This window comes from Novosphingobium sp. B-7, from assembly GCF_000410615.1.
Taxonomy (GTDB): Bacteria; Pseudomonadota; Alphaproteobacteria; order Sphingomonadales; family Sphingomonadaceae; genus Novosphingobium; species Novosphingobium capsulatum.
Window position 1 is genome coordinate 1 of sequence record NZ_APCQ01000824.1, and the last position, 19,812, is coordinate 19,812.

At 62.3% G+C, this 19,812-nt stretch carries 19 protein-coding genes and 1 pseudogene; 8 read left to right on the forward strand and 12 right to left on the reverse strand.

Annotation, left to right across the window (positions count from 1 at the left end; genetic code table 11):
• Positions 1 to 142 precede the first annotated feature (142 nt).
• Together H926_RS32395 and H926_RS32400 are read right to left on the reverse strand one after the other, a co-directional pair.
• Complete coding sequence (locus H926_RS32395) at positions 143 to 475, reverse strand: hypothetical protein (protein ID WP_148291693.1); 333 nt, start codon at positions 473 to 475, stop codon at positions 143 to 145.
• A gap of 204 nt (positions 476 to 679) precedes the next feature.
• Positions 680 to 2,038: a DUF6438 domain-containing protein gene (locus tag H926_RS32400; protein WP_148291694.1), complete on the reverse strand. Its 1,359-nt coding sequence runs from the start codon at positions 2,036 to 2,038 to the stop codon at positions 680 to 682.
• A gap of 231 nt (positions 2,039 to 2,269) precedes the next feature.
• Between H926_RS32400 and H926_RS0109550 the strand changes: the two genes are divergently transcribed.
• Positions 2,270 to 2,608: a hypothetical protein gene (locus tag H926_RS0109550; RefSeq protein WP_028657804.1), complete on the forward strand. Its 339-nt coding sequence runs from the start codon at positions 2,270 to 2,272 to the stop codon at positions 2,606 to 2,608.
• A gap of 315 nt (positions 2,609 to 2,923) precedes the next feature.
• Here H926_RS0109550 and H926_RS0109555 read toward each other — a convergent pair whose 3' ends face one another.
• Positions 2,924 to 5,050, reverse strand: coding sequence for a TonB-dependent siderophore receptor (locus H926_RS0109555; RefSeq protein WP_051146311.1), 2,127 nt, complete (start codon positions 5,048 to 5,050; stop codon positions 2,924 to 2,926).
• A gap of 144 nt (positions 5,051 to 5,194) precedes the next feature.
• Here H926_RS0109555 and H926_RS34575 point away from each other — a divergent pair, with 144 nt between their 5' ends.
• On the forward strand, positions 5,195 to 5,575 hold the full coding sequence (locus H926_RS34575) for a helix-turn-helix domain-containing protein (RefSeq protein ID WP_148291695.1): 381 nt from the start codon (positions 5,195 to 5,197) through the stop codon (positions 5,573 to 5,575).
• 225 nt (positions 5,576 to 5,800) lie between these two features.
• Here the strand turns inward: H926_RS34575 and H926_RS0109565 are convergent, their stop codons facing one another.
• Entirely contained in the window at positions 5,801 to 6,160 is a 360-nt protein-coding gene (locus H926_RS0109565) for a DUF2750 domain-containing protein (protein WP_028657806.1), read from the reverse strand.
• 281 nt (positions 6,161 to 6,441) lie between these two features.
• Between H926_RS0109565 and H926_RS34580 the strand changes: the two genes are divergently transcribed.
• The 4 genes and pseudogenes from H926_RS34580 to H926_RS26590 all read left to right on the forward strand — a co-directional run bounded on the left by H926_RS34580 (position 6,442) and on the right by H926_RS26590 (position 10,970).
• Positions 6,442 to 6,717, forward strand: a complete 276-nt coding sequence (locus H926_RS34580; RefSeq protein ID WP_237741004.1) for a hypothetical protein — start codon at positions 6,442 to 6,444, stop codon at positions 6,715 to 6,717.
• Positions 6,657 to 7,064 (forward strand): annotated as a pseudogene (locus H926_RS34585) (IS5 family transposase); the annotation flags it as partial. The gene H926_RS34580 and the pseudogene H926_RS34585, both read left to right, overlap by 61 nt.
• A gap of 256 nt (positions 7,065 to 7,320) precedes the next feature.
• Positions 7,321 to 9,888 (forward strand): cation-translocating P-type ATPase, encoded by a 2,568-nt coding sequence (locus tag H926_RS0109575; RefSeq protein ID WP_022676097.1) that lies wholly within the window; start codon positions 7,321 to 7,323, stop codon positions 9,886 to 9,888.
• Positions 9,885 to 10,970 carry an AI-2E family transporter gene (locus H926_RS26590; RefSeq protein ID WP_022676098.1) on the forward strand — a complete coding sequence of 362 codons (1,086 nt, stop codon included), beginning with the start codon at positions 9,885 to 9,887 and terminating at the stop codon, positions 10,968 to 10,970. Before H926_RS0109575 ends, H926_RS26590 begins: the two co-directional genes overlap by 4 nt.
• A gap of 517 nt (positions 10,971 to 11,487) precedes the next feature.
• Here the strand turns inward: H926_RS26590 and H926_RS0109585 are convergent.
• From H926_RS0109585 to H926_RS0109615, 6 genes are all read right to left on the reverse strand, one after another.
• Positions 11,488 to 12,504, reverse strand: coding sequence for an IS110 family transposase (locus H926_RS0109585; RefSeq protein ID WP_022676099.1), 1,017 nt, complete (start codon positions 12,502 to 12,504; stop codon positions 11,488 to 11,490).
• A 173-nt stretch (positions 12,505 to 12,677) separates the two neighbouring features.
• Positions 12,678 to 12,899, reverse strand: coding sequence for a hypothetical protein (locus H926_RS0109590; protein WP_022676100.1), 222 nt, complete (start codon positions 12,897 to 12,899; stop codon positions 12,678 to 12,680).
• Positions 12,896 to 13,120: a helix-turn-helix domain-containing protein gene (locus tag H926_RS0109595; protein ID WP_022676101.1), complete on the reverse strand. Its 225-nt coding sequence runs from the start codon at positions 13,118 to 13,120 to the stop codon at positions 12,896 to 12,898. The genes H926_RS0109590 and H926_RS0109595 overlap by 4 nt, the downstream gene beginning before the upstream one ends.
• A complete protein-coding gene (locus H926_RS0109600; RefSeq protein WP_022676102.1) occupies positions 13,117 to 13,539 on the reverse strand; it encodes a hypothetical protein in 423 nt (140 codons plus the stop codon). The genes H926_RS0109595 and H926_RS0109600 overlap by 4 nt, the downstream gene beginning before the upstream one ends.
• A gap of 72 nt (positions 13,540 to 13,611) precedes the next feature.
• Positions 13,612 to 15,561, reverse strand: a complete 1,950-nt coding sequence (gene rlxS, locus H926_RS0109605; RefSeq protein ID WP_028657809.1) for a relaxase/mobilization nuclease RlxS — start codon at positions 15,559 to 15,561, stop codon at positions 13,612 to 13,614.
• 796 nt (positions 15,562 to 16,357) lie between these two features.
• Complete coding sequence (locus H926_RS0109615; RefSeq protein WP_028657810.1) at positions 16,358 to 17,281, reverse strand: HEPN domain-containing protein; 924 nt, start codon at positions 17,279 to 17,281, stop codon at positions 16,358 to 16,360.
• Between the two features lie 267 nt (positions 17,282 to 17,548).
• On the opposite strand from H926_RS0109615, the gene H926_RS32415 reads away from it, so the two are divergent.
• Positions 17,549 to 18,187 carry a hypothetical protein gene (locus tag H926_RS32415; protein WP_148291696.1) on the forward strand — a complete coding sequence of 213 codons (639 nt, stop codon included), beginning with the start codon at positions 17,549 to 17,551 and terminating at the stop codon, positions 18,185 to 18,187.
• A gap of 220 nt (positions 18,188 to 18,407) precedes the next feature.
• Positions 18,408 to 18,617, forward strand: coding sequence for an AlpA family transcriptional regulator (locus H926_RS0109620; RefSeq protein ID WP_022676106.1), 210 nt, complete (start codon positions 18,408 to 18,410; stop codon positions 18,615 to 18,617).
• Positions 18,618 to 18,672: 55 nt separating this feature from the next.
• Here H926_RS0109620 and H926_RS0109625 read toward each other — a convergent pair whose 3' ends face one another.
• Complete coding sequence (locus H926_RS0109625; RefSeq protein WP_022676107.1) at positions 18,673 to 18,948, reverse strand: sigma factor-like helix-turn-helix DNA-binding protein; 276 nt, start codon at positions 18,946 to 18,948, stop codon at positions 18,673 to 18,675.
• Positions 18,945 to 19,812, reverse strand: an 868-nt coding sequence (locus H926_RS26595; RefSeq protein WP_022676108.1) for an ArdC family protein, incomplete at its 5' end; no start/stop codon positions are given. The genes H926_RS26595 and H926_RS0109625, both read right to left, overlap by 4 nt.

A 19,812-nucleotide genomic window follows, 5' to 3' on the forward strand; every position in this document is an offset into this window, starting at 1 on the left:
TTGAGCATTTGGACAATCGCCGTCATAGCGGCCGTTCAGGCGCCTGAACTCGTACGCCGGAAGCGGTCGTTTGTTTAACGATGTCACTGGCCCCAGGAATGGCCTGGGTTGGTGGGCAGCGGACGTTCCCCGGCAGGCCCGATCAAGGGCATCCCGTGTCGCTGTAAAGAGCATCAATTTTTGCAATCGAGGGAGTCGAATTGACCGTCCAGTTAACGCGAACCTGACTGCCGCAAAGAACGCTGCCGTATCTGACGGAGGCTTCCCGCTCTTCGCGATCAACTCGCAAGCCTTGCTGTTCTAGGTAATCCGCTAGCTCTTGTTCGGCGCTTCCCTCGGGATAACGTGCTTGCAAACGACTACGTATCAACGCCGTGCCTTGCTTATAGTCCGTCTCTGAAACGCCGACGAACAACGGCTTGTCGGGGAGCGCTGATGATCCGCATCCGATTAGAGCAAATGAGAGAATGGTCATCGGCCATCGTGATTTGGGCTTCATATCTCTCGACAATAGCGGTTCACGCTAAATCCACAATTGGGGCGGCAGACGATCGGCAGAATTTCCGCCTGCAACCCGTCAGGCCACTTCCGGCGAGGTTCGATGCGCCAGAGGCACCAGATCGGCATGAGATGGTGGATAGCTGCCATTGGCAAGAGTCTGCGGCGTGACGTCCTTCGTCTACCGACGATACGCCTCTCGATGCGCGATCAGCCATTTTGCCACGAGCGGCATTTTCCGGTATTTTGCCTGCTCTGCCAAAGTTCTGACGCCATCGACATCGTAGTGGCCAGCAGGACTTGCGCCAGCTTCAAGGAGGCGAAGGACGATGGCATCCGTCCAACTGCCGAAAAGCATGCTTTGCCCGTCCTTGCCCTTGGCTGTGGCATCTGCGCCGTGTTGAAGCAGGAAATTCAACAGGTCGAGACTTTCGACCCCATACAATGGCGTTCGTCCAACGCTATCGCGACTGTTGGGATTGGCCCCGCGTGCCAGAAGCCGCTCAGCGGTTTTCACGCGATCCGCTTCCCGCCCCTCGCAGGCGTAAGAACCCGCCAGTTCCGCCAATGCTGTCTTCCCCTGAGGACTGTCTGGGCTATCGCCCGCGTTGCGCTGCCCGCCAGCGTCGATATCAATTCCGGCGTCCGCCACAGCATCAACCAACTGGGGCGAGCAGCCCGCAGCATATCGCGCAAAGGCCTGTGCGGCATTGCCTTTGCCCATTCTTTGAAGCCATCCCGCCGCTGCCATGCGGCCAAACAATTTCGCTTGGCCGCGCTTGATCGAACTTTCTGTGATGAGAATGCCTGCGGATTTCGCTGGGACAATTGCGGATGCGCTCCAACTGCCGCTTGCTGCCGCGTTACCGTCGAGCGGGACCCCTCGATCAATAAGGCCGACAACAGTTTCCTCCGCGCCTTCGCCGAATGCGGCCGATAGGGCCAACTCAGCAGCTTTCCCCGAGTGGAAATCGAAACCTGTTCGCTCAAGCCATGGCAGCAAGCCTGGTGTGCCGCGCACCCATCTGTCCGTGCCAGCAACCCGATCAACTGCTTCTTCGAGTTCAGTCACGCTGTGCGGCATGCCGCTTTGGCCGCCAACATAGTCGATCACCGTCTTTCGGGATTTTCCCGTGTCAAAGGTAACCACATATGTCGGGCTGTCGGTGACAGGCGTTCGGTAGGCATTGCGTAGTTTCCAGAAGCGGGCTGCTTGGAATTTTTCAACGAGTGCCGCGACATCGGCGGCAGAAATCCTGTCTTCATGGGTGCCAGGCAACAGGACGCCGTCAGATTGTGCGAAGCGTCGGTGAACCTCGTCTACTTGATCTACGGGTTCTGTGGCTGTCGTGAAAATCACGCGCCCGTCTCCGTGGATCGTGACCTTGTAAACCGGACAGGGGCCAAAACAGGCAGATCGCTCAAGAGTGATCGCAACCTTTGATTGGTCAATTGCCTTTGGCTCTGCGCCAACCGCGCAGGGCGAGACGATTGGCAAGCTGATAACTAGAAATGCCGCTAGCACGACTGGTTTGTTCATCGGCATTGCGCCCCTTTGAATCTTTCAGAGTATGGCGGCGGAACTGATCTGGAACAAGTGGCTCGGAATGTCCGCAACTAGGCGCGAACTGCCAGTTTGACCATCGCCTCGTCCTACGCCGCGATCGCCTTCATACCCGCCATTAATGAACACCGATCACGGAGGCGGAACCTGTCGTTGGTTCAGGGGGCAACGTTGCGGACAGCTGCGTGACCATGTACCAATCGAAGGATGGCAAAAGCTGATAGGTTGGAACGTCTCGACGTTCGTCGTGCAGAACTTGAAATGGACTATACGGCAGCGCTGATTGATGCCTTGCGCGTTACAGCTTCAGGCAGATGGGGTCTTTTTGATCATAATGCAGACCGTGTGTCGCGCAAAGCTGTGGCCCCCATCATCGAAAATTTGACTGAAATCGGTCAGGCGATCGACCAAATGAGGGAGCAGCTCGGCATGCAGCCCTTCGAGCTTCAGCAGGAATTCCTCGCATCTCGTGGGCCTGTCAGGCCGGATGCGGTAGGTGAGCCTAAGCAGGCACAAGCCTGGCTGGATCGACTGGACCGAGGGTAAGAGAGGTTCCAGCCCTCTAAACAAGGGGCCTTGTCCGCCGCGAACCCGGACGTTCCTACCCGCTTTTGAGATCATCGATTCTGCCGTTCATTCACCCGCTGCGGCAAGGGACGAAAAATTTGACCGGGGACGTTTCTTCCCTGCCCACGTGGACCGATGAACGTCGGCTCGAGGCAGAAGCCGACGTTCACGCGTTCGGCGTCGCTATGCCTTGGAACAAGTTAGGTTGAGCCGATTGTGGAGCGGCAGGTTCCAAGTTCAAAATTGGGCTAGGCTGCCGTTCAGCCGGCCCACCGTCGGCGCCATCTTGCCTCGTCACCATGACAGGCGGACGCTCAGGGTCCCGTTTATGCCCTCGCCAATGTTGGTCTGGGTCCAGTATTTGGCGTTGAACAGATTGTTGACGTTGCCGGTGAAAGTCACCTTGCGTCCATCGAGCAGCGTGTCGAACTGGAAGCCCGCGTTCGCCGTAGTATAGGCGGGAACGTAGAGGCTGTTGCTGTCATTGGTGGGTGCTTTGCCGGTATGGCGGACATTGCCGTGCAGGCTGAGGCCGGGAATGGCGGGAACATGATATTCGGCATTGCTGGTGAGTTGCCATCTGGCCGCGCCTGCCGGCACGTTGCCGCGCAGATCCTCGTTGCCGGCTGACACATTACGAATGCTCGAATCGAGATAAACCACGCCCGCCCCCAGCTTGAGATCGTCGCTGAGCCGATAGCTCCCGATCGCCTCGCCCCCCTTGTACAGCGTCAGGCCGTCCTGCGTCAGCCGGCGCGCGCCATCGACGATGCGATCGATCGTGGCGGCGCGCTCGATCCGAAAACCTGCCAACGTCAGGCTCAACCGCTGATGCTCATATTTGGCACCGACTTCATATTGACGGCTGAGCGTCGCTTTCAGCACCTCGCCCGCATTGGCATATTCGCCCCCGACCCGGCTGCCCGGCTCCATCGCCTCGACATAGCTGCCATAGACCGAGACATAGGGCGCGGGTTTGTAGATCAGTGCGAGCGTCGGCGTCACCGCCGTTGTCCGATAACCGGAATCGACCGACGGATCCCCGTCCAGATCAAACAGCCTGTATTGCGTATGGCGCACACCGAGCATCGCCTGGAGATTCTCGCCAATATGCAGCGTGTCACTCAGGAACAAGGCCTCCTGCCGCTCCCGTGTCGGCCAGCCATCGGTTCCGAAGCTGATCGGACGCGTCACACGAAACGGTTGATCCTGGTAGATGTTACCATTGAAGTCGTTGCCCCAGTAATAATCCTTGTCGCTATAGCCAAAGGCGCTGTCCATGAGCTGGAAGGATGCCCCCGCCACGATCTCATGCCGGATCGGGCCCGTCACGACGTTGCCCTGCATTATCGCTTGCACGAAATGGTTCTTGTCCAGATCGGCAAAATTATAGGCATAGCCATCATAGTCGCCAGCTTGATTGCGCATATAGACGAACATCTTGTTCGAGCGATGGAATTTGCTCGTGTAGCCATAGGTCAGCCGTGCGGACCAGCCATCGGCAAACGCCCAGTCGAACCCGGTGGCTGTGGCCAGCGTCCGCGCCTTGTAATAGCTATTGTCGACGTTGAGCTTAGAATAATCATAGGTCGGGCGGGGCAATTCGCTCCCGACATAGTCTGCCCAGTAGAACTGGAACGGCTCGTGCTGAAGATTGCTGTCCTCATATGTCGCGGTAGCGTGCCATTTGAGGTTGGGATTGATCGCATAGTCCAGCGCCAGCGACCCGACCAGCCGGTTCGCCCCGGCCTGGTTATATGCGGTCCCCTTTTCTCCGCCCAAATTGACCCGATAGCCAAGTCTGCCGTCGCGGGTGAGCGGGCCACCCACATCAGCCCGGGCATAAAAGACGCTGTTGGTGCGATAGCCGATCTCGGTCGTCAGCATCGGCTCGCTGGTCGGCCGCTTGGTGCGATAGCTGATCACACCGCCCGGGGCGCCGAAGCCGTACATGAAGCCGGTCAGGCCCTTCAACGCAGTGACGCTTTCGATCGGCTCCAGCGGGAAGTCGCCGCCCCAGTACAGCAGCAACGGTACATCATCGATATAATAGTTGCGCACGCCTAGCCCGCGAATCTGAGTACCCCACCAGTTGGTCGATCCCGCCGGTGCCGAGGAGAAAACAGACGGATCGTTGGCAAAGATCTGCGCGATGCTGTTGGCCTGCCGCCGGGCAATGTCCTCTGCATCGACGACGGTCAGGGAATAGGGCGTGTCAAGTAAGACTTTCGAGCCCATCGCGCCATTCTCGCCGATCCTGTTCTGGCCCTCATCGGGCTTGAGGCCGGCGACGATGATCTCCTCATCGACACGCCTCTTATCCGCTGTCTGTTCGACCTCCTGCGCAGAGGCAACAGAACAAGCAGCACCTCCTGTCAGCATCGTAGCGGACAAGAACGGCAGGAAGAATTTATGCGTCATGGAACCCCCTCTTCATCACGGCGGGGCCTCCTATGCAAAAACGCTATTGCGAGTCAATCGCATTTTAGGTGTGGAGAGGAGTTATACCACACCGCGCGGTGACTGACTCACCGAGGATGCCCAAGACCGCGGAAATCTGACTCAATGGCGCCGGCAGATTGGAGATCGGCACCATGGGGACAGCGATTGGTTTACGGGACGATTTTGACGGTGCGTCACTGCGCCGATTGGCGCGGACGACCAAGCACGCGAACCCAGCGCGCCGCCTTCTGGCTCTATCGGTGGTGTCGGACTTCAGTTTGGCGGGGCTGGGTGCTCCGGTTCAATGCCCGTGGTCCCGACGGCTTGCTTGATGGAAAGGCACTCGGGGCCCGTTCACGACTTAACAATGCTCAGCGCCAGGCATTAGTCGATATTGTCGAGCGCGGCCCGTTCCCGGCAGTCCATGGCGTCGTGCGTTGGCACCTGATCGATCTGGTCCAGTGGCTCCATGGTCGAGAAGGACCCTGGTGTCTGACGCCATGAGCAGTGTGACACAGTAGATCTCCACGAGCTTGTTGTGGGCGTCCTCGTCGGCACGCGGTTCCTGCGTCAGGTGGACTGCGCTGTGCGCGAGCGTCTTCAGGTGGGGGATAGCCGCCATGCTTGGTGCCCCTGTCGTCGTGGTGGCAGGAGGATAAAACTCGGTCCACGCATCGCCGCGTTTGCGGGTGGATTAGGCGGCGTGGACAAATTCGCTGTTGCGCGGGATTAGGATTTTCTTTGGGCCGCCTCCAGTCGGGCCATCAGATCAGCCGGAGATAGATCATATCCTGTTGCGCGTGCGCCGGTCCAATTAAGCCCACAATAGAGGCCGTCCTTTTGCAAGCCGGGTAGCCACCGTTCGACGAACGTCGGTAACGAGATCGGCTCCGGGGTGAAGTCGCAGTACGCGGGGACGCTTTTGATGATCGACATGGCCCGATTTTCCGACGACCAAAAGGGCATTGCGGTTTCGCCGGACGCGTTTGTCGAGGTCGGGAAGCCATCCCTATCCTTGATGCCCCATACTTGTGCGCTGTTCAGTACTTCGGAGACGAAGACATCGGCGTTGATTGCAGAAATGCTCATGGTTCAAAATTGAGCATCAAACCCTGATTCCCGCAAGTAGGCGGACTTCGAGCGTCATGTGCGCGGAGGAAGCTTGACGCGAGCCGAGCGGGTTGATTCAAGGCTGCTTTTTGGAGGCAGGCTTGAGCAGGGGTGACCTGAGTGAGGCGGAATGGCGCATTTTGAAAGGCTTGCTGCCGATTGAACCTGAGAACCGTGGTCGCGGCAGGCCGCCCGAGTAGAACCGTTCAATCATCAACGGCATCCTCTGGCGGCTCCGCTGCGGCGCTCCGTGGCGCGACGTGCCGCCAAAATATGGTAGCTGGAACACCATCTGTCGCAGGTTCAGGCGATGGAGCGAAGCCGGGGTCTGGGAGACCGTGGCAGTCACGCTGGCTGAGATCATGGCGGACAGCGGTCACTACAGCATCGACAGTACCACCGTTCGCGCCCACGTCTCGGCAGCGGGCGGAAAAGGGGGACTCATCGACGCGCTCTTGGTCGCTCGCGGGGCGGGTTCACCAGTAAACTTCACTGCTTGGCTGATGCGCTCGGACGACCGCTCGCCTTCCATCTGACAGTCGGTGAGGCGGCAGATTGCAAGGCCTATGACGCCTTGATCGGCCTACCCGAGCGCGCACCCGACGCTTTGCTCGCCGACAAGGGCTACGACGCCGACGCAATCCGTGCCGACCTTGCCAAACGGGAAATCGAGGCCGTCATCCCTGGCCGGTCAAACCGCCGCGTGAAAATCGGGCATGATCGGACGCTCTACAAGCTGCGCAACCGCATCGAGCGCATGTTCGGACAACTCAAGATCAACCGCGCCATCGCAACCCGCTACGACCAGCTTGCCAATAGCTTCCTCGGAATGGTCTATCTCGCCACCGCCAGATACTGGCTCAAATTTGTCCACGCCGCCTAGGCTGCTTCAGTCTGCGGATGGCCGCTGTGCATTTCGACCGCCGCGGCGAAGCTCTGCCTGCGCATGCCAGGGCCGGCGCACTTTCCACGACTCTCCCTCAACCTTGGATAGCGACAGCACCGAAAGATCTTCGAAAAGCTGCTTGGGCGAGCGTGAAGTCTGTTAGTCTGCTCTCCTCGACCGCTCCCAGCCTTCCTCGGACTGGTTCAAAACTGCTCCGCCGCCCCCGGATTTTCGATTGCGAGACCTTGGAGCTATGACCGAAGCCGCCCAGTGTAACGGACTTTCCACCAAGGGCGCGGCTGACCGGCTCGCGGAGGAGGGCGCCAACGAGTTCCCCCGCCCCGATCGGCGCTCGGCGCTGCGAATTGCGCTGGAGGTACTGCGCGAACCCATGCTCGCGCTGCTGCTTCTCGGCGGGATTGCCTATTTGCTTCTCGGCAATCGCACCGAGGCAGTGATCCTGCTGGCATTTGCCACCTTCTCTATCGTCGTCACCGTGATCCAAGAGGCGCGCACCGAACATGTACTCGAGGCGCTGCGAGGTCTCGCCGCGCCGCGGGCGCTGGTGATCCGCGACGGAGCGCGCCAACACATTCCGGGGCGGGAGGTGGTGCGCGACGATCTGCTGGTGCTGGAACAAGGCGATCGGATCGCCGCCGATGCGGTGCTGGTCGAAGCCGCTGATCTCCAGGCCGACGAGTCGCTGCTGACCGGAGAATCTCTGCCCGTCGGCAAGGTAGTCGCGCGTGAACCTGGCGCCGAAGCGCCCGCCAGTGCAGGCGGCGAGGACCAGCCCTTTGTCTACGCCGGCACGCTCGTCGCCCGAGGGAGCGGCATCGCACGCGTGACGGCCACCGGGCCGCACAGTGCGATGGGCCGCATCGGACAGTCTCTCGCGACGATGGATACCCAGACGCCGCGCCTCCAACGCGAAACAACCCGGATCGTCACCTGGTGCGGGATCGGCGGCGGCGCAGTCGCGCTGCTGGTCGTGCTGCTCTACGGCGTGCTGCGCGGTGGCTGGATCGAGGCGGTGTTGGCGGGAATCGCCATCGGCATGTCGATGCTGCCCGAAGAATTTCCCGTCGTGCTGACGGTGTTCCTGGCGATGGGCGCATGGCGGATCGGCAAGGCCGGGGTACTGACCCGGCGCTCGACAGCCATTGAAACGCTTGGCTCGGCGACGATTTTGTGCACCGACAAGACGGGCACGCTGACCGAGAACCGCATGGCACTCGCCACGCTCTGGCTGCCGTCGGGCGATACGTTCGCGCTGGCACCGGACGTGCCGCTTCCCGATGCATATCACCCTCTGTTGACCACGGCGGCGCTCGCCAGCGCGGTCGAACCGTCCGATCCGATGGAGATCGCGATCCACCAGGCTCGGTCGGCGGTGGCTGCCATCCAGGTGCCGACCGGGTCTGTCACGCACGCCTATGCCCTGCGGCCCGAGTTGCTGGCGATGTCGAATGTCTGGGAAAATGGAGACGCTCTCACCCTTTCGGCGAAGGGCGCGCCGGAAGCGATTGCCCGCCTCTGTCGATTACCCTCCGACCAAAGCGCCGCGCTCACCGCTGCCGTCGAGGCGATGGCGGTGCGCGGCATGCGCGTGCTGGCCGTCGCAACGGCAACCCCGCCGGACCGTAACTGGGCAGAAACGCAGCAGGACTATGCCTATGCGCTAACCGGGCTCGTAGGGTTGGCCGATCCTCTTCGCGCCAGCGTGCCGGCTGCCGTCGCCGAATGCCGGCGCGCGGGCATTCGCGTGGTGATGATCACCGGCGATTATGCCGCAACCGCCCGCTCGATCGCGACGCAGGCAGGGATCGCCGCGGGCGCCGTGCTCACCGGGGACGAACTGGCACAGCTCGACGATGCCGCGCTGGCAGCGCGCCTACCAACCATCACCGTCTTCGCCCGGATCATGCCCGAACAGAAGCTGCGCATCGTCCAGGCGCTGAAGGCAACGGGCGAGGTCGTCGCGATGACAGGCGACGGCGTGAACGACGCCCCGTCGCTCAAGGCGGCTGATATCGGCGTCGCGATGGGCAAGCGCGGCACCGATGTCGCGCGCGAGGCCGCCGCGATTGTGCTGATCGACGATAATTTCGGCTCGATCGTGCAGGCGGTTCGGCTCGGGCGGCGGATCTACGACAATATCCGCAAGGCGATGGCCTTCATCTTCGCGGTCCATGTGCCGATCGCGGGACTGGCGCTGCTGCCGCTGTTCCTGGGGTTGCCGATCCTGTTCGGGCCGATCCACATCGCGCTCCTCGAAATGGTGATCGATCCGGTCTGTGCGCTGGTGTTCGAAGCCGAACGCGAGGAGGCAGACACCATGCGACGTCCGCCGCGCGATCCGGCCGAGGCGCTGTTCTCGCTACCGATGATCGTCTGGAGTGTATTCCAGGGCGGGCTTGCCTTCGGGATGGTCGCGATCATGCTGCTCGTGGAGCATCACTCGGGGATGCCCGAGCCCGAGTTGCGCGCGCTGGTCTTCTTTGCGCTGGTCGCCGAGATCGTTGCGCTGATCCTCGTGAACCGGTCGTTCAATGCCTCGCTGCGCGATGCGCTGGTTCGCCACAACGCGGCGCTGCGGTACGTCGTCGCCGCGATCGTTGCGGTGGCGGCAGCGATCCTTTTCCTGCCATGGGCGCAGTCGCTGCTGACGTTCGGATCGATCGCCTGGGATGACATGGGGCTGGCGGCAGGCCTGGGCGTCGTGCTGCTCGTCCTGCTCGAAGGGTGCAAGCCGCTGGTCCGACGGGCGATCGCCGGCAAGGCGCCGGCCTTCGCCCCCACGCCCGAACGCGCGCAATGACGGCACCTTTGCATCCCGGCGCCGCCCCCTCGCGGTTCTTCCTCATCGCGTTGGTCGGCGCGATCACACTCATCTTCTTCTGGCTCATCGCCCCGTTTTCCGGTGCAATTCTATGGGCGATCATCGCCGCGGTGCTGTTCGATCCGCTAAACCGCCGCCTGTTGCGGGCAATGCCGCAACGCCAAAATCTAGCCGCCCTCGCAACGCTGTGCGTCATCACCCTCGTTGTTGTCGGCCCGGCGCTGCTGCTCGGCGGCGCACTGCTCCGCGAGGCGACAGCTTTCTACGCGCGACTGCATAGCGGCGAGATCGATCTGGCGCGGATGTTCGTCGAAACAGAGGCGCGCCTGCCGGCATGGGTGCAGACATGGCTGGCTGATCTGGGACTGAGCGATGTGGTCGGGATCCAGACGAGAATCGGACAAGGCCTGGCGAACAGCATCAAGCCCGTCGCGGCGCAGATGCTGGGTATCGGCCAGGATGCCTTCGCCTTCTTCCTGTCGCTGGGCGTGATGCTCTACATTACCTTCTTCCTGCTGCGCGACGGGCGCAGGCTGGCCCCGCGGATTGAAAGCGCGATCCCGCTGGCGCCGGACCAGCGAGCGATGCTTGCCGCCAAGTTCCTTGCGGTGATCCGCGCGACGATCAAGGGCAGCCTGATCGTCGCCATCCTGCAGGGCGCGACGGGTGGGCTGGTGTTCTGGGCGCTGGGTCTTCCCGGTGCCTTGCTGTGGGGCGTGGCGATGGGCGTGTTCTCGTTGTTCCCGGCGATCGGCACGGGGCTGATCTGGGTACCGGTAACCCTCTACCTGTTCGCGACCGGCGCGATCTGGCAGGGCGCGGTCCTGTTCCTTTGCGGGTTCTTCATCGTCAGCAGCGTCGACAACGTGGTCCGCCCGATCCTGGTCGGTCGCGAGGCGCGGATGCCGGACTATCTGGTGCTGGTGGCGACGCTGGGTGGGTTCGAGTTGATGGGCTTCAACGGTTTCGTCGTCGGCCCGGTGATCGCCGCGTTGTTCCTGACTCTGTGGCAGATCCAGAGCCTCGCAGCACCTTCTGCGGCGATCGACCGCGCCGAATAGGTGCTGCTGCGATTGCAGCGGCGCCTCCGGCAGGCTTGTTCGGCCCCGCGATACTTTGCCGGCGGCGCGTGGGGTCTGGCCTGAAAGACCGAAAGATGCGCACTGCTGCCGAACCGCTGAATTGGATGGCTTTGGCGGCTTCCGGGAGGAATGCCGTTCACGCACGCCGGGAAACGGCTTCAGTTGGTCGGGATCTGCCGGTGCCGAACTTCGCATTCTGGTCGTGTGCTGTCCCCTGGGCTTTTGCGTATCCGAATGGCGGCTATCCTGTTTCGCGCGCTTCAAGCTGCCGTTCCGGACCGTTGTCTAATTGATTTTGTCATTGGTAGCTCCTGATCCCGGTGCCAATGGTTGTCTTCGAGGTCATCGGACGGTGCGGGTTGCGTTGTGTCCGAGCCTTCATGATCGCGGCCGGGCGGTAATGGGTGGACGTCTCTGGGTCCGCAGCGAGGTTTACTCCTCTACAGTCCGGGCGAGATCGTCCTGGCATGGCTGACCGAGTTGGGACTCGCTGTGGTCATGCCCAGCGAAACTCCGTTTCGTTCAGCCATATCGAATGAAGCAACACGGCCAGCTTGCGGGCAACCGCAATCCGGGCTCGCTTGTTTCCTTTGTTTTCGGCGATGCGTCGGCCCCATTCTTGAAGCGCAAAGGGGCGCTGCACGCGGCACAGTACAATGTTGGCGGCTTCATACAGCGAACGTCGCAGCATCGGATCCCCGGCTTTGGAGATGTTTCCTCGTACATCGCGCTCGCCAGACTGGCTCCGGCGAGGCACGAGGCCGGCGTACGCTCCGACATCCTCACTCCTGTTGAAGCGATGAGGGTCTTCGACGCTGGCTGTAAATGTCAGCGCAGTGATAGGGCCCACGCCGGGAACACTCATGAGCCGACTGCAAACTGGATCCGTCGTAGCCCGGCTTTCCAGAAGCCGATTTGACGCGCGCAGTTGCTCTTCCACGACTTCCATGGATGCCACAAGCGGAGCGAAGAGCGGCTCAAGATCGGGCCGCTGCTGGTACAAGGCGGCTAGCCGCTCGCGCCGCTTCCCTGGAGTTCTGGCGGCGCCAAGACGTAAACCAAATAGCTTCAAAAGCCCCCTGAGCTGATTGGCCATAGCTACGCGGGTTGTGATCACTTGTGCGCGGATGCGCAGTGCAGCTCGGTCGATGTGGGTCGCCGAGGCTTTCATGTGAACACGCTTGAACCAGCCCGTCCGCGCAAGCTGGGCCAAGCCTTCGGCATCATGCACGTCGCTCTTGTTCACACGCGTCGCCAACACGCCCTTTGCATGGCGGGCGCAGACACAATCGACGGGGATGCCGCGCTCATGCAGGCCATGGAACAGAAAGGTCGAAAGGGGGCCGGTCTCCAAGACCACCCGCACCAAACCCTTGCAATGCCTGCTCAGCCACTTGGCGAGAACCTCGGGATCGCTTGCAGCAACGTCCCGCTTCAGAACCGTCCCATTGGCATCGACGACACACACGTGCGTGGTCTTGTCGCTGACATCCAATCCAGCGTAGATCGACATCGGTCACTCTCCTGCATTGAAGCGTTCATGCGACTTCGTACCATCTAGGAGAGTGGCTGCATCAATTCCGCGGTGTCCGCAACAACTGCCTTTGGGCTCATGTGCCAAAGAGTTTAGCAAGGGTAATCTGGGGCAGACTCCCGTGCTAAGCGCAAACCGGAGCAGGACAGCCGCTATGAAGCGGAATGGACTTTAACTGCCGCAGACTCGACTCCCGTCTGCCCCCTAACACGATCTGCGATCGCCATCGCGGCCATGAGGTCATCTACAAGGCGATCTTCCGCCGCAATCCTGACAGTCGTTGTGCCGGAGGCGAGCGCGTCGCGCTGCTCATCGCTGATTTCCGCGACGATCGCGGTCAGCAAAGCCCGCAGCAGGATGGGATGGATGCTCATAGCCGACTTCCTTCGCGGGCATCGGAAATCAGGCGCTTCAGGCTCTCAAAGGGGATAAGCGTCATGCCCCCGACCTTGACGATCTCGATGCTGCCGTCGGTAATGAGCTCGTAGAGCTTCGAACGGCCGATGCCGGTGAGACGGCACGCCTCGGGAATTCGGACCGTCAGCGGATCGGTTCTGCAGGGCTCGGGCTTGGCCTGCCCGAAGGGAATGCTCATGGCTCGTTCTCCTCGCTGTTGGATGGGGCGGCCTTGGCCTGGGGTTTAACCTTTCGCGCAGCCAGTTCACCCGCCGTCCGGACGAACTGGTCGTAGCGACGCTGGCCCAAGCGCTGCATCTCGGCATCGAAGGCGGGATGATGCGCGGTCAGTGTCAGCTGGTGCCGCACGAACAGGCCGAGCACTTCGGTCAGGTAATCGAGCCGTTGCTCGAGCCGCTCGATGGCGCGCACCTGCCGGGATAGCGCCTTGCCGAATTGTGCGCTTGCCTGTTCATCGTCGGTTCGCTCAAACCACGCGCCGAGCGCCTTGCTCAGGATCGTCGTCTTCGACGCCCCTGGCTCTGCAGCCATGGCATCGAGCCGCGCCGAGAGATGGTCGGGCAGGTAGAACTGGTGGCGGGTCTTGCGGGTTTGCATGCCGGCGATGATGCGCGGCGAATGGGCTTGGCAACAGAGCCTCTCGGGTATCCCCAAGGGTGCTTTGGTTGTTCACCCGATCTGCGGGCCCGATCGTTGCCGTCCAAAGGTCCAGTCAATGCCGCCGCCGCGCTCGATGGTCCCGGTGACCTGCCGACCCAGTTGCTTCTCCAGAACCGGACGCCATGGGACCAGCGTGAATTCGCGTGACTTGGCGATCACGGCGAACTTTTCGCCGCCTATGGCAATTGTGCGACGATAGGTACCTTCGACATGGTTGCCCTGCACGGGCTTGAACTCCAACCCCAGTTCCTGCGAGAGCTGGGCACCGACGCGGTTCAGTTCGCGCTGCCGAAGCGTCGCCAGCAAGTTGGCCCGATAGCGGATCGTATCCTCTTCTTGCACCGCCAAGCCCTGCTCGATCAGCCATTGCCGCCGCTGCTGCAGCGACTGGCCGATCGTGGCACCGATACGCCCCTGCAGTCGCTCGGGGTTGGGCGCAATGCACTGACGATCAAGCCAGGTCTCGCCATCGTGATGGACCAGCTGTTCGAGCGGCCGGTCGGCCAGCACCGCGATGGTGACCGGGCGCCGGAGCGCTTGCCGCTCTTCGTGGCGCAGCGCTTCGCTGAGATAATCCGGGCCGACCGTCCATGTGCCATTGGGTTCGCGCTGCACTTCCGCGCCGTCGCGGCGCAGGGCTTCGAGGCGGCGCACATGGGCCTGGGCAAAGCGATCGGTGGCGGAAGGATCATGCGCCAGGTGAAGGTCCACGCTGTAACGCCCGCCGTTCGCGCCGGCGACCTCGGCGATGCCCCTGTCGGCCGTCCGCACTTCCACCGGTGTCGGAGATACCCTGACCAGCCGATCCTTCATCGCCCCATCCGCCAGATCGTGCCCGAGATCGACGAAATGCGTGCGCCCATCGGTCGCCTCGACGATCAGGTAATGACAATCGTCATGCTCGTCGGCGAGGCCTCGGTCGAGCACGCGTCCAACGATGGCCTTACGCTCGCCAGGGGCATAGACCGCGTAGTCCGGCGGCAGCACCTCGGGATGGTTGCGCAGCCGCTCGTGCATGGTGGCGATGATGTCGCCACGCTTGCCCATGGCGCGCAGTGTCGCTTCCAGGTCGTCGTTAAGGCGGTAGAGGCCTTTACCCTCCTTCTCGGCAAGGCCCATCGCGCGCAGCGTGCCCAGGCGCGCGGCGCGCAAGGCCTGCTCGGCTGGATCGGCATGCCAAGCCGAAGCCAGCCCCTGCCCGTCGAGATCGCGCAGCAGGCGACGGTCTATCCGGGTGAAGCGCTCCTGCGTCACCTCACGCGCGTTGGCCTTGGCGATCTCCTGGTCGGTGCGGGGCCCAAGATCACGGCTGACAATCTCCGAGGCACGCGCGGCAATGCCCTGGCTGATGTAGTCGCGGGCGATGATCAGGTTCTTGCCGTTCTCGTCCACGCCGCGCACGACGATATGGCTATGGGGATGGCCGGTGTTGAAGTGATCGACCGCCACCCATTCGAGGCGGGTGCCAAGGTCCTTTTCCATTTGCTCCATCAGCCGCCGCGTCACCGGCTTTAGGTCCGCATATTGCTCCCCGTCTTCGGGCGCGACGATAAAGCGGAATTGGTGGCGGTCACCAACCCCGCGTTCGAGGAAGGCCTTGCCGTCGGCATGGTCGCTGTCAGGGCCATACAGCGTGCCGCGCTCACCTTCGCGGGTGGTGCCGTCGCGTTGCAGGTAGGCCAGGTGCGCGCTCGCTGCTTTCATCCCCTTGCCGGCAAGCTTCACGAAGCGAGCCTTCACCACCACCCGGCGGGCACTCGCGCCGCCGTAGCGCGGCGCACCAGCAAGCATCCGTCCGGCAGCGACACCGCGCCCGGTGCGGGCGCCGGTAAAGCGGGGCTTGGTTTGCCCCTTCGCCAGGCGTGAACCACCGGCCTGGTTGACCGCCCGGCGCAGGTCATGGCGCATGGGCCGGTCCTTGCCGATATGACCCAGCCACACCTCGAACCCGTCGCCCATTGCCGCTTCCTCGATGCTGGAAATTCCTGCCGGAACCAGCAATCAGGGGTGGCGCGCGCGAGGCTGCAAGGGCCTCCACGCATGTCTCGCGGCAAGTACCTGCAACGACAGACTTTCTTGGCCAGGTGTCTCACAAACAGAGGCAGTCCCATGGTGCAAGTCCAGCCTATCTCCAAAGAAAACGACGTGCAGACAACAGCTTAGCCCCCATCGCGAGATAGGGGCCTTTATCTTGCGTCGGTTCCTTTTCCTGCCCTTCTCCCCCCAGCACCCTTCGCCCATCCTCGCTGCCCTCCATGTCGTTCGCCATATGTTCTAATTGAACTTTGCGACCGGAGCTGCGACGGGGGAAGGGGCTATGCCTACACGGATCGAAGCCAAATCAGGGCATCGCCTGCAATTGTAGGGGGCATCCAGACAGTCCTAGATGTCCCAGCACCTGGGATTGTCGAGCGGTTTTCACTCGCCTTTTCAGATGGAACGTTGGTGCCAGGGCGCTGAATTTCTGGTGGGATTGCGTGCAGTTTTGGCATCGTCGGCGATGGTGCCGCGATGGCCAGGATCACCCGACATGGGCTGGGCGAAGCGCTCAATCTGGACCGGAAATTTGACCGGATCACGCTGGCCTGCGGTGCGCAGATGCCGCAGCCGGAAGCCATTAGATAGGGCGACGATGCGCTGCAGTTGACGCTCGATAACGGCATGCGCGCGAGTATGCCTGATTCGTGACTTTCAGGCGTGTAGCTAGGTCGGTCGAAAGGGTAGCAGGGATCATTGAACCCCTGCTAAACTGGGGTCAGCCGGCTTCTCGGACTTCCGAAGCTAGCAGCGCCAGCCGCTCTTGGCAGACTTGCTGCACGATCCGGCCAAGCTTCTCGACCCGGTCGCCAAGCCACTGCAAGTCCTCTTTGGAGATGCGGTAGTGCTTGGAATAGCGCGCCTTCACGTAGGCGTCTTTCAGCTTCTCGAACAATGCCCGTTCACGGCGGGTATTGCGCGGCCATGCATCCACCAGACGAATGTCCAACCCCTCGGCCTGCGTGCGGAGGAAGGCGAGGTTATGGTTGTGTGGAGTGTAGAAGGTGCAGACCAGCAGGACGCAGTGATAGAGGCGTTCGGCACACTGATGCAGCTGGAAGGCTGCATTATTGTGTCGCCCCTTTATAAGGTTGAAACCATAGTTATCTAGGAACTCAGCGGCACTGGGAAACCACTCGTCGAAGTATTCCTGCGCCATGGCAAGGGCCTGCTCAGGCGTCTTGGGCTTGGGCTCCGGAAGAGGCCTGTCGTCGGCCTCGAAGAGCAAGACGCCATCGCGGGCGATGTCCATGAAGAAGTAGCGTCCATGGGCAAGGCCATCGCCGACTTCCTGCCAAGTATGGACCACGAAGTTTGCCGGCGTGCGCAGCGTTCCGGCAATCTTCTCCTCGATCAAGCGCTGGTCGGCTGCCGTCCAGTGGGCGGCGCGGTCGGTCAGTTCCTTCTGGTTGACGATCACCAGCAGATCGAAGTCCGAGACGTAGCCCTTGGCGGTATGGGGCTCGTCCACCCACCCGCCACGCGCATGGCTGCCGTAGAGAATGACCTTGAGAATACGGCCCCGGCGGCGCCGTGCAGTGGCGTTCTCGTGCGCGGCGGCGAACTCCTCGAACAGAATCTGGACCACGCGGTCCAGGTCACGCTGCTTGCTGGCAGGCAGATGATCGAGGTCGGTCTTCATGGCTCTAGATTCGCCGCTATTCCCTGCGTTGCCAAGTACAAAGTGGCTGGTCGGCCCCAGTTGGAACCGGCCATATCCTCTGTCACGCCGCCTTGGGCAAGGTGGCATCGACTTCGGTGTCGTCGCTCGCTTCGGTCCCGGCCTCGGTGTCGTCGGCAGCTTCCGTCTCGACCTCGCGTTCATCAGCGGCTCAGATCCTGGCCTACCGCTCGGCGCTGCCGACGCCGCCGCGCGGAGCATAGGCGCTCGCGGGGAAGGCCATCCAGCGTGGCACCCAGCCATCACGCTGCTGCCCGAGAGGCAGTAGCGGATGTTGTCACGCTTGACCTTGGTGGTGGCCTTGCCGTTCTCGGTAGCAACCTGTTCGCCCGCGACATCGGCGAGCAGATGGCCCATGACCTCGCGGTCGCGCACGGCGTCATCAGCCTGCCAAAGATCGGCCATGTCGAAGCCCATGTGCTCGCCCAGCAGTTCGATCAGGCCGGTTCCGACGTCGAGCGTTTCCACCATGACCACGGCCAACATGCGCAGCACGGCAGCGTCGTCCAGCGCGATCTGTCGACGGACCAGACCACAGATACCTTGTCCGTCTGGATCGCTGCCGGCGACGGTCGGCGTGTCGGGATTGAGGTCGAGCAAGCTCAGAACCCTGCGCCGCCGGGCATCGAACAAGGCTTCCGAAAGGCATTTTTCAACGCTCTTGGCCCAGCCGTGCACAGGGCATCAAGCCTGACACCGGAGGCTTCGCCGCCGGCGAGGCCCGTGACATCATTGCCGCGCTGTGGACCACGTCGCCGAGGTTACCGGGCACGGCCGACGCAAGCCGCGCCGGGCGCCGTCCTGATCGGTCTCACCGCACAAGCTGACTCGCGCGGCAATATCGGTTACAAGCAGTTGATCGCGTGATGCCGCTGACCTTGGCGGTTTTGCCAGCCGCGCAGCCCCTGGGCGCAAAATTTTTTTGGTGTTCGTGCGAGGTCGTACCGGTGCCCGTAGGTGTCCGACCAGCGTGTTCGCGATAAATGCCGCATTCCCTGGATTCTCAGGTGGTTGCGCTTTTCCCGCAACGCCCCAATTCCACTCGTGGCCGGCCAATCCAACCCATGAAACAGGAAGGATGTGCCACATGAATACCGTCTCGCCCAATTCGTTCGTGCGTCTGCCCCAGGTGCTCAAGGAAACCGGGCTTTCGCGCGCGACGCTCTATCGCAAGGTCCAGGAAGGGACCTTTCCCAAGCAGTCGCGCATTGCCACGCGCTGCGTGGGCTGGCGCCGCAGCGCGCTCGACCAGTGGCTCCAGAACCCGATGTTCTACTCCGTCGACGACTTTACCTGATGGGACCTGCACAACGGTGCCGCCCGATGGCTAGCCATCGGGCGGCCTGAATTTTTCACCACGGCCACCAGCGCTGCCACCAGTGCCCATAGACTGCGCGGGTCAGGGTGGAGAGGGCCTTGGCCAGTTCGGCATGTACCGCCTCGACACTGATGCCATGGCGCTGGGCCAGCTCGGCATAGCTGGCGCCCTCGAAGCGCACGGCCGCGAAGATCGCGCGCTGGCGGTTGGTCATCCGGCGCAGACCGCGCTGGCCCCGCCGCCAGAATGTGCGCGGCGACAAGGTCGGCAGGACGGGCGTGCCCCATTCGGGCGGGAGAGGCCGGCTCATGGCCGGTCCTCCCCCCAAGCCAGCAGAAAGTCGGCCGCCTTGCTAGCTGCACTGGCAGCGCGGAAGATCGCCTTCTCGTCGGCGCGCAGCACTTCGAGCCATGCTCCGATGTAATCAGAGTGCCGCACGGTCGGGACAATGCCCAGCGCGGCACAGGCAAAGGCACTGGCCATTTCCGCAATAAGTTCCTCTTTCGCGTAGGATGCAGAGCCGAACTTGCCGGTCTGGTCCCGGTCCAGCCGGCTCTTGTGGCCGGTGGCATGACCGAGTTCGTGCAGGGCCGTGCGGAACCAGTTGATCGGCTCGAGGAAGGCAGCTTGGGGCGGCACCTGCACCACGTCATGGCTTGGGGAATAGAGCGCTTCTCCGCCCCCGATGCGGAACGTCACGCCGCTGCCCTGGATCACGCGATCGGCGCCGGCAATCGCCAGCTCGGGTGCAATCGGCGCCACAGGCTGCACCATGTCTTCGGGCAGGCCCTCGCACTGGTCGAGATTGAACACGGTAAAGCGCTTGAGGAATGCCACGGTGCGCGCTTCGCGGTCTTCGTCCCTGGCCTTGGCGGCTTCCTCGCGCGGGGTGAAGCGATCGGCATAGCAGACCACCGTGCCCTTCTCGCCGCGCCGGACATGACCCCCGGCCGCTTCGGCCTGGCGATAGGTCAGCCAGCGCTGCGAGGAAAAGCCCTGCTCGATGGCAGAGGTCCAGAGAATGAGAACATTGATCCCCGAATAGGTCCGGCCGGAACCGGCATTGTGGGGCAGCGTGCAGGGACAGCGGCTGGCGTCCCATGGCTGCACCCAGGGCAGCCGCCCCTCCTCCAGTTCGGCAATGATCCGGGAAGTCACCTCGGCATAGAGGGAC

Coding starts and splice junctions, on each gene's coding strand:
- H926_RS32395 (WP_148291693.1), bottom strand. CDS start 475: ATGACCATTCTCTCATTTGCTCTAATCGGATGCGGATCATCAGCGCTC.
- H926_RS32400 (WP_148291694.1), bottom strand. CDS start 2,038: ATGAACAAACCAGTCGTGCTAGCGGCATTTCTAGTTATCAGCTTGCCA.
- H926_RS0109550 (WP_028657804.1), top strand. CDS start 2,270: ATGGCAAAAGCTGATAGGTTGGAACGTCTCGACGTTCGTCGTGCAGAA.
- H926_RS0109555 (WP_051146311.1), bottom strand. CDS start 5,050: ATGACGCATAAATTCTTCCTGCCGTTCTTGTCCGCTACGATGCTGACA.
- H926_RS34575 (WP_148291695.1), top strand. CDS start 5,195: ATGGCGCCGGCAGATTGGAGATCGGCACCATGGGGACAGCGATTGGTT.
- H926_RS0109565 (WP_028657806.1), bottom strand. CDS start 6,160: ATGAGCATTTCTGCAATCAACGCCGATGTCTTCGTCTCCGAAGTACTG.
- H926_RS0109575 (WP_022676097.1), top strand. CDS start 7,321: ATGACCGAAGCCGCCCAGTGTAACGGACTTTCCACCAAGGGCGCGGCT.
- H926_RS26590 (WP_022676098.1), top strand. CDS start 9,885: ATGACGGCACCTTTGCATCCCGGCGCCGCCCCCTCGCGGTTCTTCCTC.
- H926_RS0109585 (WP_022676099.1), bottom strand. CDS start 12,504: ATGTCGATCTACGCTGGATTGGATGTCAGCGACAAGACCACGCACGTG.
- H926_RS0109590 (WP_022676100.1), bottom strand. CDS start 12,899: ATGAGCATCCATCCCATCCTGCTGCGGGCTTTGCTGACCGCGATCGTC.
- H926_RS0109595 (WP_022676101.1), bottom strand. CDS start 13,120: ATGAGCATTCCCTTCGGGCAGGCCAAGCCCGAGCCCTGCAGAACCGAT.
- H926_RS0109600 (WP_022676102.1), bottom strand. CDS start 13,539: ATGCAAACCCGCAAGACCCGCCACCAGTTCTACCTGCCCGACCATCTC.
- rlxS (WP_028657809.1), bottom strand. CDS start 15,561: ATGGGCGACGGGTTCGAGGTGTGGCTGGGTCATATCGGCAAGGACCGG.
- H926_RS0109615 (WP_028657810.1), bottom strand. CDS start 17,281: ATGAAGACCGACCTCGATCATCTGCCTGCCAGCAAGCAGCGTGACCTG.
- H926_RS0109620 (WP_022676106.1), top strand. CDS start 18,408: ATGAATACCGTCTCGCCCAATTCGTTCGTGCGTCTGCCCCAGGTGCTC.
- H926_RS0109625 (WP_022676107.1), bottom strand. CDS start 18,948: ATGAGCCGGCCTCTCCCGCCCGAATGGGGCACGCCCGTCCTGCCGACC.